Genomic DNA, 17,433 nt, shown 5'->3' with positions numbered 1-17,433 from the left:
GGACGGCTCAGAACAGAGGAGCCAGTGCCTCCACGCCCCGGTCGCCGCTCGCGTCCAGGCTGGCGTCCCGCTCCGTCCATGCGCGCAGATGCTCCCTGCTCGGCACGTCGACGCCGTCGAGGGCCGAGAGCATCGCCTCGGCCACCTCGGCGGGGTCATAGGCGACGGACCACCCGAGGCCGTTGTCCTCCACCAGCCGGTTGCCGTAGCCGTTCCCGGACTGGATCACGGGAGTGCCGCAGGCGGTGGCGGCGAACATCTTGGTCGCGACGGCGAAGTCGTAGCCCTGTCCCGGGGTGACGGAGCTCAGAGCGGCCGCCGCTCCGCGGATGTACGTCGCGACCTCGCGCGCAGGGAGGCGTCGGCGGAACTCGATGCCGTCGAGCCCCCGCTCCTTCGCACGCTGTTCGAGCTCATCGCGGTGCGCCCCCTCGGAGAAGAACAGGAGCCGTGCCTGAGGATGGGACGCGACGACGCGCTCGAAGGCCTCGAGGAACACCCCGGCCCCGTGCCATTCGGAGACCGTGCCGGTGTACACGAAGTACGGCCCGGGCTCCTCCGCGACCGGCCCCTCGAGGGTGAAGTCCCGAATGTTGATGCCGTTGCCGACCACCGCGAGCGAGGGCCGGGTGCCGATCAGCTCGACGATCCGATCATGCACGCCCTGGGACGTCGCGAGGATCACCTCGGCGCGCCGCCAGACGAGCTTCTCCGCGAAGCGGAGCACGGTGCGCACGATCCACGGCACCCCCGCGACGGTCTCGGTCGCGTCGGACCAGACGTCGGCCGCATAGTAGGCGTAGGGCACCCGACGGAGCGCGCTCGCGGCCATGACGGCCAGCCCGGTGGTAGGCGGGGGCTCCGAGACGACGCCCGCGAGATCGCGCTGGGCGAGCAGCCGGAAGAAGAGCGGGATATCGAAGCTCAGGTAGGAGACATAGCCCTTGACGTGCCCCTGCCGGTCCCGCTTCACGGGCCAGCGGGAGACGTCCCGCAGCTCGTCGACGTGCCCCTCGGCCTCGAGGGATCGGGTCGTCATGACCTTGACCCGGTGCCCTGCGCGCTCCATCGCCCTGGCGAGCGCTTCGTTCCGCGAGGCGGCCGGTGTGGGCTCGGGCGCGAAGAGCCGGGTCGCGACCACATACGTTCCGTGCGTCCGATGGGATTGCTTCGACGCCACGCAGTGGCCCTCCGACTTCTCCTGGGGTTCTTCTCGCAAGCGCTTCACAGTAGCACCGGGTCTCCGTGCCGGCCTGCTCAGGGCGGAACCGCTCAGGCCCGTTCCCGCAGCGCGTCCACGCTGCGCAGCGCCGCCCGTCCGTCGCCGTAGTGGGCGGGACGATCCGCGGTGGGACGGGGGCGCGTCACCGCGGCGGTCAGCTCGGCCGGATCGACGACGAGCCGGTTCCAGTCGCCCTCGAGGGTCTCGACCCATTCGGTCTCGGTGCGCACCGTCGAGGTGGGGGTGCCGAGGAGATAGGCCTCCTTCTGCAGGCCGCCGGAGTCGGTGACGACCGCGGCCGCGTGCTGGACGGCGTTGATCAGGTCGGGGTACGCGACGGGCTCGCCCACGTGCACCGCGCCTCCCGCCAGCTCGATCCCCGCCTCCTTCGCCTTGGCGACGAGGCGGGGGTGGGCGAACAGGGCGAGCGGCATGTCCAGCGCCTGCAGGGAGGAGATGATCGAGGCGAGCCGTTCGGGATCGTCGGTGTTGTCGGCGCGGTGGATGGTCGCCACTGCGTAGTCGCCGCCCGGGTCGATTCCCTCGGGGAGCGCGACGGGGACGTCCTTCACGGACTCGGCCACTCGCAGGCACACGTCGGTCATCACGTCTCCGGTCACGAGCGTGCGCTCGGCGAGCCCCTCGTCCGCGAGATGCCCGCGGGCCACCTCGGTCGGCGCCAGGAGGAGATCCGCGGCGTGGTCGGTGAGCACGCGGTTGTGCTCCTCGGGCATGCGCCGGTTGAAGGAGCGCAGCCCGGCCTCGAGATGCGCGACCTTGAGGTGCATCTTCACCGCGGAGAGGGTGCCGGCGAGGGTGGAGTTGGTGTCGCCGTAGACGAGGGTCCAGTCCGGCCTGTGCTCCTCGAGCACCTCATCCATCCCGGCGAGCATCGCCCCGGTCTGACGGCCGTGGGAGCCGGAGCCGACGGCGAGGTTCACGTCCGGCGCGGGGATCCTCAGATCGGCGAAGAACACGTCGCTCATCGCGGCGTCGTAGTGCTGGCCGGTGTGGACGATGACGTGCTCCACATCGTCCCGCTGGGCGGCGGCGTCGGCGATGGCCGCGAGCTTGACGAACTGCGGGCGCGCACCCACGACGGACAGGATCTTCATGAGGGCTCCCTCGGGGACGGAACGGGGCGACCCTCGCAGTGTACGGATCTCGCCGGTGCTCGCAGGACATGGCACCGGGCGAGCCCCGACGGGTCGACGCCTCCTCCTATACTGGCCGACGTGCCCAGACCGCAGCTCCTCGTGATCAGCCTGTCCCCCATCCATCGCGATGCTCGCGTTCTCCGACAGCTCTCCGTCGTCGCCGAGTTCGGCCATGTCACGACGGTCGGCTTCGGCCCCGCACCGGAGGATGCCGACGAGCACATCCAGGTCCCGGACGGCCTGAGCACCCTCCCCCAGACCCCGATCGGCGTGGCGAAGCTCGGACTGCGCCGCCTGCGCTCGGCGGAGCTCGAGGCTCCCGCGTTCCGCTGGGTGCTCTCCGCCCTCGAGGGCCGCCGGTTCGATGTCGTGGTCGCCAACGAGGCACGGATCCTCGGCCTCGCGGACGCCGTCGCGCACGGCGCACCGATCTGGGCGGACATGCACGAGTGGGCGCCCGAGGAGCGCACCCACATCCTCTCCTGGCGACTCCTCGTGGCGCCCCTGATGGACCATCTCTGCCGCACCTACCTCCCCGGATGCGCGGCGGTGACCACCGTCGGCGATCGCATCGGCGATCTGTACCGCGACCGCTACGGCGTCGAGGCCCGCACGATGCGGAACTCCTCCCCGTTCCGGGACCTCGCCGTCGCCGAGGTCCCCGAGGACCGCGTGCGCCTCGTGCACTCCGGTGCGGCGGTGCAGGGGAGGAACCTCGAGCTCACCATCGACGCGGTCAGCGCCCTCCCGGAGCGCTTCACCCTGGATCTGTACCTCGTGCCGGCGAACGACGGCGGCCGATACCTGCGCAGCCTCGAGGAGCGGGCCCCGGAGGACGGTCGGGTCCGATTCCTCGACCCGGTCCCCCCGATGGCGCTGCCCAGCACGCTCAACGCCTACGACGTCGGCGTCTTCTGGCTCCCGCCCGTGCACACCAACGGGCGCCTCACGCTCCCCAACAAGTTCTTCGACTACGTCCAGGCGCGTCTGGGCATCGCCGTGGGGCCCTCGCCGGAGATGGAGGCTCTCGTCGAGGAGCATTCCCTCGGCGTCGTCTCCGAGGACTTCAGCCTGGAGTCGATCGTCGAGTCCCTGCGGGACGTCACCGCCGAGGAGATCCGCGGCTGGAAGCAGGCCTCCGATCGGGCGGCCCGCACGCTCGCGTTCGAGACCGATGCGGATGTCGCGCGGGAGATTCTCGCGGAGCTCATCGCCCGCTGATCCGCGGCCCTCGGGTCAGCCCCTCGGGTCAGCCCGCGTCGCCGGCCCCCTGAGGAGCCTCCCCCTCGTGGTCGGTCGGGTCCCCGACGACGGTGTATCCCCTCCAGTTCGGGTCCCACCAGTCCTCGCGGCTGTCGATCTCGCCGCAGGCGTCGATCCTCCAGAGGGTCGCGGTCCCTGCGGCCGCCACCTCCGTGAAGCCCTCGGACGTGTCGACGTCGTAGAGCCCGGGCAGGGACGCGTCCCGCGGCTCGCCCTCGTACAGCACCGGATCGTCCTCGTAGTAGTACGTGATCCCGTAGTGCCGCACGATGTCGCAGACCGTCGGATCGGAGTGGATCTCCGCGAAGTGCTGGGCGAGATACACGCCGTCCTCATCGAGCGAGCGCATAGTCATCTGCGTGAACACGGAGTTGACGTCGGCGAGCACCGGCGCATAGCCCACGCCGCTCAGCGGATCCCCGAGGATCACCGCGCTCTCCGGGACGACCTCATCGAGGTCCTCGAGCATCTCGAACTCCGCGGGCGAACCGATGATCGCCCGTTCCCCGATCGACGGCGCCGCGGGGGCGTAGGCAGCCTTCCACGACAGGAATCCCCCCAGGCCCAGATGGACGACGAGGAACCCGACGACCACCGCCCGCGCCGCAGGACGCCCTGCGGCGGCGCGCAGCATCGTCGACCAGCGCGGCCGGGCCGCAGGGGCCGCAGGATCGGCGTCGCCGTCGACGGGCTCCCACAGCGTCGACAGGCCCATGGCGAGGAGCAGCGCGAGGAAGACGACCTGGATCGCGAAGAGCCGGTAGACGTCCGAGTACCAGATGCCCGCGATGCTCGACAGGACCGGGAGCGGGAAGTACACCCCGAGGATCAGCATCGTCTGCATCACCCAGGCCGCGAGCACCCACCGCGATCTGCGCGACCGGGCGGCGGCGACCACGCCGAGCAGCGTCGGGAGGCCGTAGAAGAGCGCGAGGGCGCTGAGGACCACGGGGTCGGGCGTGCTCGGCCAGAGCATCAGGGTGCTCGTCAGACGCGAGAGGAAGGAGTTCCACTCCCCGATGGTCGGGCGCGACATCGCGGCCTGCACCTGGGGGTGGCTGAGGACTCCCATCAGGACCGCGGCCCCTGCCAGGACGGACAGCGCACAGGCCACGACGAATCGTGGGCGGGGCCAGACACTCCACAGCCTCCGCAGGAGCTGCATCGCCATCACCGCGAACGCGGGTGCGAGCACCCAGAGCGGAGTGAAGATGAAGGTGGGGTGGGCGAGGACCATCCCCGCCGTGCCCGCCAGCAGGAGGAGGATCAGCCCGACGTACCGCACCCCGTTGCGGGCCAGCCCCCCGCGTGCCATGTCCAGCACGGCGGCGTAGCCCAGGGCGAGCACCCCCGGGAAGAGCGCGAGGGCGAGCGCGTTCGGCCAGAAGCTCTTCCCGACGGCCATGTAGTCCGGGAAGGCCACGAAGCCCGCGGCGACCAGGGGCGTCAGGATCACCATCAGACGGCGGCGAGGGAAGACCTCGGCCCCCAGGCACGTCATCCCCACCAGGAAGATGACGGGAGTGACGAGATAGCTCAGGACGTGGGCGACCTCGATCACGGCCGCCGGGGCGGCGACCAGCGCGGCGAGCGCATGCCAGACCGCCGGGTAGGTCACATCGAGCACGCGCAGTCCGTGGTTCCAGTCCATGGCGCCGAACATGGAGGCGTCACCGGTGGTGAGGACCGCGTTGATCCCGTTGTAGTGGAACATCGGGTCGGAGAGGGAGCTGGGGAAGTAGGGATCCACGGCGATGAGCACCGGCAGCCAGTGCACCAGCACCGCGATCCCCGCGGCCCCGATCACCATCAGGAGCTGGCGCCATGTCCTCGGGGGCCCGTCGATCTCGCCGCCCAGCGGGCGCCCCTGCTGGCCGGCGCGGCGGAGCACCCATCGGTATCCGAGGATGAGCAGGGCGCCGCAGGCGACGAGGGCGCAGAAGCTGAGCAGGCCCCAGCGGACGCCGATCAGGGAGAGCCCGATGCCTCCGACCCCCACCAGTCCGCAGGTGATCGCCGGGGCGAAGCCGATCGACAGCCCCCATCGCACATCGGCGAGGCGCAGCAGGAGGAGGCCGGGCGCATAGACCAGGACGAGCAGCGCTACGAGGATCGGAGCCGTCGTCGCCCACGCGTGGAGATGTTCCATCCCTTGCCCTCTCTTCGCCGTCGCGGCGCGGTCATGCCTCGGGCGGCGTCGATCGGGGACCGCCGTCCGCCAGGACAGCGTAAGCGGAGCGCCGCGCGCGTCCCCTGTTCACGCTCCAGACTGTGGGCGATGTCGTGGCGTCGTCGACGGCCGACGGAGATCGGGCCTCAGCGCTCCCGGCGGGCGTCGCCGCGCAGCCGGTCGGCGACCTGTCGGGCACGAGCGGTCCACGTCTGGTCGGGACGAGCGCGGCGCGCGTTCGCGGCGTACTCCTCGAGCCGCCGGGGATCCGCCAGGAGCCTCTCGAGCTCGGCGGCGAGGGCATCCGCCGAGTAGTCGATGACCGGGCCGATCCCGAGCCGCTCCCCGAGCGTCGCGGCATGGGTCCCGCTGCTCAGCAGGACGGGCTTGCCGTGCCCGATGTACTCGAAGAACTTCACGGGGGCCGCGAACGTGCGGTACTCCCCCGGTTCGACGAAGAGCACGCAGGCGGAGGCCGCGTCGTAGAGCGGCTCGAGCTCCGGACCCGATGCGTGGACCACACGGATCCGTTCGCTCAAGAGGGACTCGTAGCGGTCCCGGCTCCTCTCCCAGTCCGCCGGACGGACGCAGAGGGTGAGCGTGACGCCGTCGGTCCTCGCGACCGCCTCGAGGCAGGCGTCCAGTCCGTACTCGGCGCCGATCCCTCCGACGTACAGCAGGTGCAGGCCGTCGGGGGTCGTCGAGTCGACGACATCGGATCCCGGCGGCAGCGCGCTGCTCGACTCCGGGGAGACCGGGACGATCGGCGCCATCAGCTCGGAGGGCAGGAAGACATGCGTGCGCGCGAGCTTCAGCGCCGCCAGGTCCATCCTGTACAGCATGTTCATCACCGCGGCGCGCGGGGTGCGCAGGGAGCGCAGGGAGGTCGAGTACCGCCAGTACACATCGCGGTAGAACTCCCCGGCCGGGATCCCCGCGCGCCGAGCCCACTGCAGGATCCGGGCGTCCAGGAAGGGAGCCAGCCCGTCCTTCACGCTGGTCGCCAGGAGATTGGGCTGGGTCGAGTTCTCCGAGTAGAGCATGTCGAACGTCTGCCCGGCCCGACGGCGCCGCCGGGCGGCGCGGAACGCGACCGCCCGCTGGCGCGGCGATCCGACGAGCGGATGGACGCGATATCCGATCCGGTCGAACGCCTCGAGCATGCGCAGCGGACGGAGGCGACTGGCGCCCTTCGGATGGGGATCGATCGGGAACGGGGCGTGGAAGAGCATGCGGGGCCGGGACTCGCGCTCCGCCGCGCGCTCGTACATCTCCACCTGCCGGTCGACGAACGCCCGGGTGGAGAAGATCTCCCGGGCCTGTCGTCGCACGTCCCGGCGGAACGCGCCGGAGCGGCTCTCGGCCTTCCGCGCGGCCGTGGCCATCGCCTCGCCGAGCGCAGCGACGTCGTCGACGGGGACGACTGCTCCGCTCGCGGGATCGACCCATGCGCGCCCCGCCCAGGTCTCCGTCACGATCACCGCGAGGCCTGCGGCTCGGGCTTCGCCGATGACGGTGCCGCCGGCCTCGATCGCGCTCGCGAGGACGAGGCAGTGGCAGCGCGCCATGAGCGCAGGCAGGTCAGGGCGGTCGACCTGACCGAGCACCTCGACGTCCTGCGCCACCCCGCGCGCCGCGGCGTGCGCGCGAAGCTCCTCGGCCCGCTGCGGCGTGCCCCCGGCGATCACGAGACGGCAGGCGACGTCGGCCCGCGTCCGCGCGAACGCATCGATCGTCTCCTCCGCCCGCTTGTTCCGCACGACGTTGGACACGTGCAGGAAGGTGTAGGCCCCCTCGAGGGCCCCGGCCTCGGGCGTCGCGGCGAAGAACTCGTCGGGCACCGGGAGCGGGATGACCTCGGGTTCGACGATGTCGTAGTGCTCGGCGATGGCCTCGGCGAACGGCCGGCTGACCGTCGCACGGACCGATGCGTCGGCCAGCGCATGGAGGAGATGCGCGGAACGGGTCGCGGAACGGGGGCTCGTGAGGCTGGAGGGCCGGTGCTCCGTGTACACCACACCGCGCCCCCACCGCACGGCGAGGTCCTGGGCGATCAGCAGTCCGGGTACGGCCGAGTGGGCGTGCAGCACGTCGGGCGCCTCGGAGGACGTCGTCCCGTAGGCCGCCGCCGCGAGGGAGCCCATCAGCGCCTGCTCGAACCGCTGGACGAGGCGCGGCAGCGCCGGCACGTCGAAGCGGATGACGGTGAGCGGTCCGTCGTCGACCGTCTCGACGGAGGGTCCGCGCCACCGCGCGGCAGGGACGACGCGAGGCGCGAGGACGGCCACGTCATGACCGGCCTCGGCGACCATCAGCGCCTGCTCGCGGAAGAAGGAGCCGTTCAGCGGCTCCTGCGAGGTCGGGTACCAGGACGGGATCACGAGGACGCGCATGCAGGGCTCCAGGAGGGGTCGGACGGGCGGTCGAAGGGTGATCGCGGGGCGATGCGGGGTGTTAGGCGAGGCGGTCGGGCGGCGACCCGCTCAGGCGGCGGGCTCAGCGGCCTCCGGGCCGGGCTCGCCCTCGCCGTCGCCCTTGCCGTCGCCGCTCGGCCTGCGGCGGTCGTAGCCGCGAGCGGCGAGCAGCGCCATCACCAACATTATCGCCAGCATCGCTCCCATCAGCAGGCCGAGCCACACGACCGTCTGGAGGAGCGGGAGAGGGGAGAAGTAGAGCAGCGAGAGCGGGGCCGCGCAGAAGACGACCGAGAAGGCCAGCATCCACTGCTGGTTGTCGGTCACGACGAAGACCGTCGAGATGGGGGACGTGACGAGCTGCATCGCGAGCCACGGGGTGAGCGCCCGGGCGAAGTCGCCCGCCATGTCCCACTGCTCGCCGAAGACGAAGGTGAACAGCCAGGGCGCGACGAGGTAGATCAGCCCGAAGGGCACGACGGAGATGAGGAGCGACCGGATGATCGTGAAGCGCACCAGCGGGTACATCTCCCCCGGCCGGACCCGCGCGAGCTTCTGGAAGAAGACCTGCGAGATCGCGCTGTTGATGAGTCCGATCGGCACCTGGAGGATCCTCCAGGCCAGGTTGAACTGGCCCACGGCGCCGAGCGCGACGGTGCCGATCAGCAGGGTGATGCCGTTGATCCGCAGCGAGTCGATGAGCGCGTTGGGCATGTTGAGCAGCGGCATCTTCTTGTACCGCTTCACGAGATCGAGTCCGCTCGCGGTCCCCTCCGCCACCGGCGTGCGCAGGTCCTTGGAGCGGTGGCGGAGATTGAAGTAGGCGTAGGCCTGGCCGACGAGCGTCCCGAAGATCAGGCCCGGAAGGGTGCGCAGTCCGACGAGGCCGAAGCCGAGCTGCCCGCCCGAGGCACCGATCGCCTGCTGCACACGGTTGAGGGAGATCGTCCGATAGTCGGTCCGCCGGTTGAACCAGAACTGCATCATCGAGGCCTGCGCGACGAAGAAGACGGTGAATCCGCCCAGCACCAACCAGCTCGCGAGCTCGGGATCGTCGTAATAGGAGATGATGATCGGGCGCAGGGCGAGCGCGGCGACGGTGAACAGCCCGGCCACGATCAGATTGCTCCAGGTCGCGACGCGCGCGATCCTCCGGGCCTCGTCATCGCTCTCCGGCAGCATGATCGTCATGTCGAGCCGCAGGGACGCGATCGTGGTGGCGATGGCCGTGAGCGAGCCGAACACCGCGAACTGGCCGAAGGCCTCCGGCGTGAAGAGCCTCGCCGTGACGATCGAGACGGCCATCACGACGACCTGGGCGACGGCGGTGCCGGTGAGCAGCACCATCACATGACGCAGCGTCGGGTACTTGGTGACCAGCGCGTCGAACGCGGCGCGGAACCTGGAGGGCGAGGCCAACGAGCGATCTCCTCGCGGGGTGTGAGTACGATGTGCCAGCAGGCCGCAGAGCCCGCGTCCCGGCGTGCCGACCCCCGAGGAGCCCATGCTGACCGCCGTCCCGCATCTTAGTGCACCGTGGTCGGGAGTCGCTGAGTCCGGCTTCCTCCGTCTGGTCCCGGGCGCCGCGCTGCCCTCGTCGATCGATCCGGTCGCGCTCCGCCGTCGCGGCGGGCTCTTCTCCGCGGTCCTCGAGACCTCCGACGAGATCGTCCTGATGACGGACCATCTCCGGTCCTGGCCCCTCTTCTACGGCGTCCGGGGCGGGGCGGTGCACATCGGCGAGGACGCCTTCACGGTCGCCGACGCCCTCGGCGGCAGAGAGCTCGACCGCGAGGCCGCGGCGGAGTTCCTCCACACCGGCTACGTGCTCGGCGCCCGCTCCCTCTTCGACGGCGTCTCGCAGGTCCCCTCCGGGACGACCGTGAGGATCGACCGTCGCACCGGCGAGGTCGTCTCCCGCCTCGAGCGGCGGCTCGAGCTCGCCGCGCCGCGCACGTCGGAGCTGTCGCAGTTCTCCGCGGAGTTCGCCGCGGCGCTCGACGCCGAGATGCAGAAGCTCTACGCGCGGGCGGACGGTCGCACCATCGCGCTCCCGCTGTCGGCGGGCCTGGACTCCCGCCTGCTGGCCTCCCTGCTCGCGCGGGACGGCTACCCGAACGTCCTCACCGTCACCTACGGGCTGCGCGGGATCCCGGAGGCGGCGGCCTCCTCCCGCATCGCGGAGAGCCTCGGCCTGCCCTGGCGCAAGGTCGAGTTCACCGCGCAGGAGCTCCGCAGCGCCTGGGCCTCCGCGGAGACCGCGGACTTCCTGCGTGCGGGCTCCGGCGGCGCCTCGCTGCCCCATATCCAGGACTGGTACGCCATGCGCGAGCTCACCCGCACGGGCGCTCTCGCTCCGGGGAGCATCGTGATCCCCGGGCACACCGTCGTCAGCTCGGCCAAGGACGAGCCGCTGCGGTACGGGCGGCCCGTCACCCCTGCCTCCGTGGTCGCGTGCCTCGAGCCCTGGCACTTCGCGCTGCGCTCGAGGTCCCGTCGTGCCGTGCGCCTCCCGTCGGCGGTGCGCGAGCTGCAGACCTTCTTCACCGAGGTCGATCTCGCAGGAGACCGGCGGTCGACGATGGACGCGGTGCGCTGGTTCTGGCAGCGCGAACGGCAGGCGAAGTACATCCTGAACTCGATGCGGGGCTACGAGCACGTCGGGCTCGAGTGGGCGCTGCCGATGCATGAGCTGCCGGTCTGGGAGGTGTACGAGAGCGCGCCCGACGAGGCGATCGCCTCCAGGGATTGGTATCGCGACCTGACAGAGACCCTGTACACACAGGTCAGCGGAGCGCCCGCACCGTCCTCGGCCCGCCGGTCCGCGGATCGCTCCTGGGCGCGTCGGACGGCGTCCTCCCTCGCTCGTCTCACGGGCCTCCCCGAGCTGCGCTCGCGCACGCGCCGGGTCTCCGCCGTCCTCGACCATCCGCTCGGCTTCGACGCGCTGATCACCGGGGCCGACCGCTCCCGCATCGCACGCCGCACGCTGCAGGGGATCACGCCGCTGGGCGAGTACGCGGAGCTGTTCCTCGAGGACCGCTGGGTTCCCGGCAGCGATCTCTTCCCGTCCCGCGACGGGTGATCCCGGCGTCGCAGCGGGACCGGTGCCGTCCCGGGCACGATGAGAGCGAGCACCTCTCCGAGGCCGCCTCCCGGTAGTCTCGGATCGGCCTCCTCCGGCGAGGGGCCATCAGTGATCTTTCGGAGACGGAGTACCGCGCTGACATGACGAACGAGAGCTCACGAGTGGCGCTCACCACAGCACTGCTGGCCGTTCCGCCCACCTATTTCGTGACCCAGCACGCGGAGTCGCTCCTGCCGCGGGATGACCGGTTCTCGTTCCACGCGGTGCCTCTCGCCGCGTCCGTCGCCCCGGGGGCGACCAGCATCGCCATGACACCCGCGCTGCGGCTGCCGCTCCCCTACTCCGTGCAGAAGCCGCTGGCGAAGTTCGCGATGCCGATCCAGACCGCGATCGTCACGCGGATGCGACCGGATCTGATCCACCAGCACCACGGCACCTGGAGCGGCGGGGCGGTCCGCGCCGCCGCGAGCCTGGGGGTGCCGCTGGTGACGACGCTCCACGGCACCGACGTGGTGCATGCCGGGCGCGAGGCCCCGCGCGGACTCCAGCGGGTGCACGCGCAGCAGGTGCGGGGCGCCTTCGAGCATTCGCAGCTGCTCCTCGCGGTGAGCGATCACCAGCGGCGTCTGGCGCTCTCCGCGGGCGCCCCCGCGGACCGGCTCCACGTGAACTACCAGGGGGTCGACACCGCGTTCTTCGCCCCGGCCCCGGCGAGCGCCGAGGACTCCGGCGGCGCGGACTCGCGCCCGCTCCGACTCCTCTATGTCGGCGGGCTCATCCCCCGCAAGCGCGTGGATCTCGTCATCGGCGCCTCCCAGGAGCTGGCCCGGGAGGTGCCGCACGAGCTGGTGATCGTCGGCGGCGGACCGCTCGAGCAGGAGCTCCGGGCGCAGGCGGCCGACGACGCGCACATCCGCTTCGTCGGCCCCACCGACCGGGACGGGGTGCGCGCGCACATGCGCGAGGCCGACGTCCTCCTGCTCCTCTCGTACGCCGAGGGCGCCGGGCTCGTGCTCCTCGAGGCCCAGGCCTGCGGTCTCGCAGCGGTCGTGAGCGGCGGCGACGGCAAGGCCGAGATGGTGGAGGACGGCGTCTCGGGAACGGTCCTGGCCGCCGATCCGGAACCGCGGGACGTGGCCCGGGCGCTGCGCGCCTGGCTGCCGGACTCCGCCGCGATGCGCACGCAGATCGGCGCCGCGGCCCGGGCTTTCGTCGTCGGGCAGCGGAGCGTGGAGGCGGGAGCCGACCGCCTGGCGGAGTTCTACGAGCAGCTCCTGCGCTGAGCGCGCCCGGAGATCGCAGAAGGGGCCTCCGCCCGGCATCGCCGGTCGGAGGCCCCTTCTGCTGGTTCTGCTGGTTCTGCGGGGAGCGTCGCGCGCGCTCCCGAACGCCTCAGGCGTCGAGCTCGACCACGCGCCCGTCCCGGGCGGAGGCGAGGACCGCCTCGACGGTGCGCACGGTGTGCAGCCCTTCGCGCATGGTGACGATGTTCGAGCCGGTGCCGAGGATCGCGTCGCGGAAGGCCTCGTGCTCGGTGCGCAGGGGCTCCTTGCGCTGGATCGCGTAGCGGATCGAATCGCCCTCGCTGACCCCGCGGAACGACGCCATGGACTCCCACAGGTTGGTGGCGTTCTCGCCGTTGGCGTGGAAGGTGAGGTCGGCGTTGATCGTGTCCCCGACCAGCGCGCCCTTCTCGCCGGTGACGACGGTGACGCGCTCCTTGAACGGGGAGAGCCAGTTGACGATGTGGTTGGTGATCGTGCCGTCGGCGAGGCGTCCGGCGATCGAGACCATGTCCTCGTCCTCGCGGCCGGAGCGGCGAGCGCTGGTCGCGCCGACGCTCGCATAGGGCGACTGGGCGACCCAGGCGGTCAGGTCGAGGTCGTGGGTGGCGAGGTCCTTGACGACGCCGACGTCGGCGATGCGAGCGGGGAAGCCGCCCTGGCGGCGGGTGGCGATCTGGTAGATCTCGCCCAGCTGTCCGTCGGCGATGCGCCGGCGCATCTCCTGCAGGGCGGGGTTGTAGCGCTCGATGTAGCCGACGGCGCCGACGAGGCCCGCCTTCTCGTACGCCGCGGTGATCTCCTCGGCCTCGGCGATGTCGAAGGCGAGGGGCTTCTCGACGAGGGTGTGCACGCCCGCCTCGGCGAGGCGCAGGGCCACGTCGCGGTGGAACTGCGTGGGCACCGCGACGACCGCGTAGTCGATGCCGGCGGCGATCAGCGCGTCGACGTCCGGGAGCACCTCGTAGCCGGGGGCCGCGCCGTGCGGGTCCCCGTAGGCGTCGGCGACGGCGACGAGCTCGACGCCCTCGAGGCTCCTCAGGTTGCGGGCGTGGTGGCGGCCCATCATGCCCAGGCCGATCAGGCCCGCCCGCAGCGGGGCTCCGCCGGTCGTGCTGGTCTCGCTGGTCGAGCTGCTCATGCTCACGCCCCTGCCTTCGCCACGGTGTTCACGGCCTCGACGATGCGCTCGAGGTCCCCCGGCACGAGGCTCGGGTGCACCGGCAGCGAGAGGACCTCGCGGGCGAGGACCTCCGTCACCGGCAGCTCGATGTCCGCGCGGAAGGTCTCCAGGCGGTGCACCGGCGTCGGGTAGTAGACGCCGCAGCCGACCTGGTGCTCCTCGCGCAGCGCCGTCGCGAAGGCGTCGCGCTCCTCGGCCGAGGCGCCGGCGACGCGGATCGTGTACTGGTGGTAGACGTGCTCGGCGCCCGCGCGGACCACCGGCGTCGTGACGCCCTCGAGGTGCGCGTCGAGGTAGGCCGCGTTCGCCTGTCGGGTCGCGGTCCATCCGGGCAGCTTCGTCAGCTGCACGCGGCCGATGGCCGCGTGGATGTCGGTCATGCGGTTGTTGAAGCCGACGACCTCGTTGGCGTACTGCTTCTCCATGCCCTGGTTGCGCAGCAGGCGCACCTGGCGGGCGAGCTCGGGCGCCTCGCAGGCGACCATGCCGCCCTCGCCGGAGGTCATGTTCTTCGTCGGGTAGAGCGAGAACATGGCGCCCTGGCCGAAGGAGCCCACGGGGCGGCCCTTCCAGGTCGCGCCGTGCGCCTGGGCGGCGTCCTCGAAGATCCACAGGCCGTGCTCCGCGGCGATCGCCAGCAGCTCGTCCATGGGCGCCGGGTGCCCGTACAGGTGCACCGGCTGGATGCCGACGGTGCGCTCGGTGACCGCGGCGCGGACGGCCTCGGGGTCGAGGCAGAAGGTCTCGGGGTCGACGTCGACGAACACCGGGGTGCCGCCCGCCGCGGCGACCGAGTTCGCGGTCGCGGCGAAGGTGAAGGACGGGACGATGACCTCGTCCCCGGCCGTCAGGCCGAGTGCCAGCATGCCGAGATGCTGGCCGGAGGTCCCGGAGTTCACGGCCACGCACTCGCGGCCGGCGACGAGGGCCGCCCCGAACTCCTCCTCGAAGGCCTTGACCTCGGGGCCCTGCGCGACCATCCCGGAGGCCAGGACGCGGTCCACCGCGTCCCTCTCCTCCTGGCCGATGATCGGCTTCGCCGGCGGGATGAAGGCGCGCTCTGCGCTGCTCGAAGTGTTCATCGAGTCGTCATGTCCTGTTCATCGTGGGAATCGAGGTCGGGGAGCTCCGCGGGACGCGGCGCGTCCACGACGGGGTGGGAGGCGAGCTGGAGCCCGCCGGTGGTCTCATCCGGGATGTACCACTCGCCGGTGGTCGGGCAGACCCAGGCGTCGGTACCGTCGGACGCCTCCAGCAGCTTCTCGCCGGAGCGGCCGACCCAGGCGATGCGGCGGGCGGGGACGCCCGCGACCAGAGCGTGCGGGGGGACGTCCTTCACGACGGTCGCCCCGGCGGCGACCATCGCCCAGGCGCCGATCCGGACCGGAGCCACGCAGACCGCGCGAGCACCGATCGAGGAGCCTTCGTCGCAGGTCACGCCCACGGGCTCCCAGTCGGAGGCGCTCTTGGGCGTGAGGTCCGGGTTCACGGCGCGCGGGAAGTGGTCGTTGGTGAAGACGGCGGCGGGGCCAACGAAGACGCCGGCGGCGAGCTGCGCGGGCTCGTACACGAGCGCGTAGTTCTGGACCTTGCAGCCGTCTCCCATGTGCACGCCCGAGCCGATGTACGCGCCGCGCCCGACGACGCAGTCCCGGCCGAGCTCGGCGCCCTCGCGGATCTGCGCGAGATGCCAGATCGAGCTGCCGTCGCCGATGGTCGCCTCGGCCGCGATGTCGGCCCCCGGGGCCACCCGGTAGGCAGGGGTTTCACTCATGCGCACGACGATACCCCGACCTCCGGGACCCTCCCGGGACGATCCCCGCGCGGACGGCCCCTCTGTCGGGACCTCCACAGGACCTCCCCGTCGCCGACGCCCGCCCGTCATCCGGCCCGACGTCAGCGGGACGCCCGCAGCGCCTCCCCCTTGCGCATGGCGATCTCCCGCAGCTCGCCCTGGAAGGCGACCATGCGCTCGCGCAGGGCGGCGGCATGCTCGTCGCCGCCGGCGGCGAGGATCCGCGCCGCGAGCAGGCCGGCGTTGCGAGCGCCGCCGATGGACACGGTCGCGACGGGGACCCCGGCGGGCATCTGGACGATCGAGAGCAGGGAGTCCATGCCGTCGAGGTGCTTCAGCGGGACCGGCACCCCGATGACGGGCAGCGGCGTGAGGGACGCGAGCATGCCGGGCAGGTGCGCCGCACCGCCCGCGCCCGCGATGACGACCCGCAGACCGCGGTCGACGGCGCTGCGGCCCCAGGCGACCATGTCCTCGGGCATGCGGTGCGCGGAGACGACGTCGACCTCGACCGCGATGCCGAACTCGGCGAGCGCCTCCTCGGCGGCCCGCATCACCGGGTAGTCGGAGTCCGAGCCCATGACGATGCCGACCAGCGGACGCTCGGCCGCGGCGGCTCCCTGCCGGCCCTGCGCATCCTGCTGGTCCTGCTGCTGGTCCTGCTGCTGGCTGTTCTCGATGGTCATCGGGTCTCCGTCCCCGTCGCGGCCTCGGGGCCGTCGACGATCATCCGCTCCGCGCGATGGGCTCGCCGGAGGAGGTCCGCGGCATCGTCGCCCAGCAGGGTGACGTGGCCGATCTTGCGGCCCGGCCGCACGGACTTGCCGTACAGGTGGACCTTGAGCTCGGGATCCGCGGCGAGCGCGGCCTCCATGCCGGGGGCGAGGTCCTCGGCGGCTCCGCCGAGGAGGTTCACCATCACGGCGGCCTCCGCGCGCGGCTCCGTCGAGCCCAGCGGGAGGTCGGCGACGGCGCGGAGGTGCTGCTCGAACTGTCCGGTGACGGCACCGTCCATGGACCAGTGCCCGGTGTTGTGGGGACGCATGGCCAGCTCGTTGATGCTGATGGAGCCGTCGGCGGTCTCGAACAGCTCGACGGCGAGCATGCCGACGACGTCGAGGTCCGCGGCGATCGCGAGGGCGAGGGCCTGGATGCGCCGCTGCGCCTCGTCGTCGAGGTCCGGCGCCGGGGCGACGACCTCGTAGCAGACGCCGTCGCGCTGGGTCGACTGCACGACGGGGTAGGCGACCGCCTGGCCGCCGGGGCGGCGGGCGACCTGCGCGGAGAGCTCGCGCGCGAAGGGGACGAGCTCCTCGGCGAGCAGCTCGTCGTGCGCCCCGAGCCAGTCGGCGACCTCGGTGGCGGAGCCGACGACGCGCACGCCGTGCCCGTCGTAGCCGCCGCGCGGGGTCTTCACGACGAGGCGTCCGCCGGCCTCCGCGATCGCGGCGTCGAGCTGCGCGGCGTCGGCGATCCGCCACCAGCGCGGGCAGGGGTGGCCGAGGGCGCTCAGGCGCTCCCGCATGACCAGCTTGTCCTGCGCGTGGAGGAGGGCGGAGGGGCCGGGGCGGACGGCGGCGAGGCCGTCGGCGCGGAGGCCCTCGAGGATCGCGGTGGGGACGTGCTCATGGTCGAAGGTGACGACGTCGACGCTCGCGGCGAGCGTGCGCACCGCGGTCTCGTCGTCGTGCCGACCGATCTCGACGGATCCGGCGACCTGCGCCGCGCTCTCCTCGGGAGCGGTCGCGAGCACGGTCACGGGCAGGCCCAGCTCGATCGCGGGGCCGAGCATCATGCGGGCGAGCTGGCCGCCGCCGACGACGCCGATGCGGCGCCCGGTCGAGGGGGCGGAGGGAGA

The 17,433-nt window shown here is 72.0% G+C and carries 13 protein-coding genes; 3 read left to right on the top strand and 10 right to left on the bottom strand.

Annotated features, from left to right (window positions below; all coding sequences use genetic code 11):
* Positions 1–7 precede the first annotated feature (7 nt).
* Both ACXET9_RS12040 and wecB read right to left on the bottom strand, forming a co-directional pair.
* Entirely contained in the window at positions 8–1,141 is a 1,134-nt protein-coding gene (locus ACXET9_RS12040; RefSeq protein ID WP_457886853.1) for a glycosyltransferase family 4 protein, read from the bottom strand.
* 131 nt (positions 1,142–1,272) lie between these two features.
* Complete coding sequence (gene wecB / locus ACXET9_RS12035) at positions 1,273–2,337, bottom strand: non-hydrolyzing UDP-N-acetylglucosamine 2-epimerase (RefSeq protein WP_457886851.1); 1,065 nt, start codon at positions 2,335–2,337, stop codon at positions 1,273–1,275.
* A gap of 120 nt (positions 2,338–2,457) precedes the next feature.
* Between wecB and ACXET9_RS12030 the strand changes: the two genes are divergently transcribed.
* The gene (locus tag ACXET9_RS12030) at positions 2,458–3,600 is read left to right on the top strand and encodes a hypothetical protein (RefSeq protein ID WP_457886850.1); all 1,143 of its coding nucleotides are present in this window, start codon (positions 2,458–2,460) and stop codon (positions 3,598–3,600) included.
* A 28-nt stretch (positions 3,601–3,628) separates the two neighbouring features.
* Here ACXET9_RS12030 and ACXET9_RS12025 read toward each other — a convergent pair whose 3' ends face one another.
* The 3 genes from ACXET9_RS12025 to ACXET9_RS12015 form a co-directional block, all read right to left on the bottom strand.
* Entirely contained in the window at positions 3,629–5,791 is a 2,163-nt protein-coding gene (locus tag ACXET9_RS12025) for a DUF6541 family protein (RefSeq protein WP_457886849.1), read from the bottom strand.
* A gap of 167 nt (positions 5,792–5,958) precedes the next feature.
* On the bottom strand, positions 5,959–8,205 hold the full coding sequence (locus ACXET9_RS12020; protein WP_457886848.1) for a glycosyltransferase: 2,247 nt from the start codon (positions 8,203–8,205) through the stop codon (positions 5,959–5,961).
* A 90-nt stretch (positions 8,206–8,295) separates the two neighbouring features.
* Positions 8,296–9,645, bottom strand: coding sequence for a lipopolysaccharide biosynthesis protein (locus tag ACXET9_RS12015; RefSeq protein ID WP_457886847.1), 1,350 nt, complete (start codon positions 9,643–9,645; stop codon positions 8,296–8,298).
* A gap of 85 nt (positions 9,646–9,730) precedes the next feature.
* Between ACXET9_RS12015 and ACXET9_RS12010 the strand changes: the two genes are divergently transcribed.
* Together ACXET9_RS12010 and ACXET9_RS12005 are read left to right on the top strand one after the other, a co-directional pair.
* Complete coding sequence (locus ACXET9_RS12010) at positions 9,731–11,311, top strand: asparagine synthase-related protein (RefSeq protein WP_457886846.1); 1,581 nt, start codon at positions 9,731–9,733, stop codon at positions 11,309–11,311.
* 143 nt (positions 11,312–11,454) lie between these two features.
* Positions 11,455–12,597: a glycosyltransferase gene (locus tag ACXET9_RS12005; protein WP_457886845.1), complete on the top strand. Its 1,143-nt coding sequence runs from the start codon at positions 11,455–11,457 to the stop codon at positions 12,595–12,597.
* Positions 12,598–12,706: 109 nt separating this feature from the next.
* Here ACXET9_RS12005 and ACXET9_RS12000 read toward each other — a convergent pair whose 3' ends face one another.
* The 5 genes from ACXET9_RS12000 to ACXET9_RS11980 all read right to left on the bottom strand — a co-directional run bounded on the left by ACXET9_RS12000 (position 12,707) and on the right by ACXET9_RS11980 (position 17,370).
* On the bottom strand, positions 12,707–13,738 hold the full coding sequence (locus tag ACXET9_RS12000; protein WP_457886844.1) for a Gfo/Idh/MocA family protein: 1,032 nt from the start codon (positions 13,736–13,738) through the stop codon (positions 12,707–12,709).
* A gap of 2 nt (positions 13,739–13,740) precedes the next feature.
* A complete protein-coding gene (locus ACXET9_RS11995) occupies positions 13,741–14,862 on the bottom strand; it encodes a DegT/DnrJ/EryC1/StrS family aminotransferase (RefSeq protein ID WP_457886843.1) in 1,122 nt (373 codons plus the stop codon).
* Positions 14,859–15,554 carry an acyltransferase gene (locus tag ACXET9_RS11990; protein ID WP_457886842.1) on the bottom strand — a complete coding sequence of 232 codons (696 nt, stop codon included), beginning with the start codon at positions 15,552–15,554 and terminating at the stop codon, positions 14,859–14,861. Before ACXET9_RS11990 ends, ACXET9_RS11995 begins: the two co-directional genes overlap by 4 nt.
* 122 nt (positions 15,555–15,676) lie before the next feature.
* A complete protein-coding gene (gene purE / locus ACXET9_RS11985) occupies positions 15,677–16,156 on the bottom strand; it encodes a 5-(carboxyamino)imidazole ribonucleotide mutase (protein ID WP_457886933.1) in 480 nt (159 codons plus the stop codon).
* A 101-nt stretch (positions 16,157–16,257) separates the two neighbouring features.
* Complete coding sequence (locus tag ACXET9_RS11980; protein ID WP_457886932.1) at positions 16,258–17,370, bottom strand: 5-(carboxyamino)imidazole ribonucleotide synthase; 1,113 nt, start codon at positions 17,368–17,370, stop codon at positions 16,258–16,260.
* Between the last annotated feature and the right edge of the window lie 63 nt (positions 17,371–17,433).

The sequence above is a fragment of the Brachybacterium netajii (SeqCode) genome (assembly GCF_054114245.1).
Note: the sequence above shows the minus strand (reverse complement) of the source record. Positions and strands in the feature narration are given on the sequence as shown.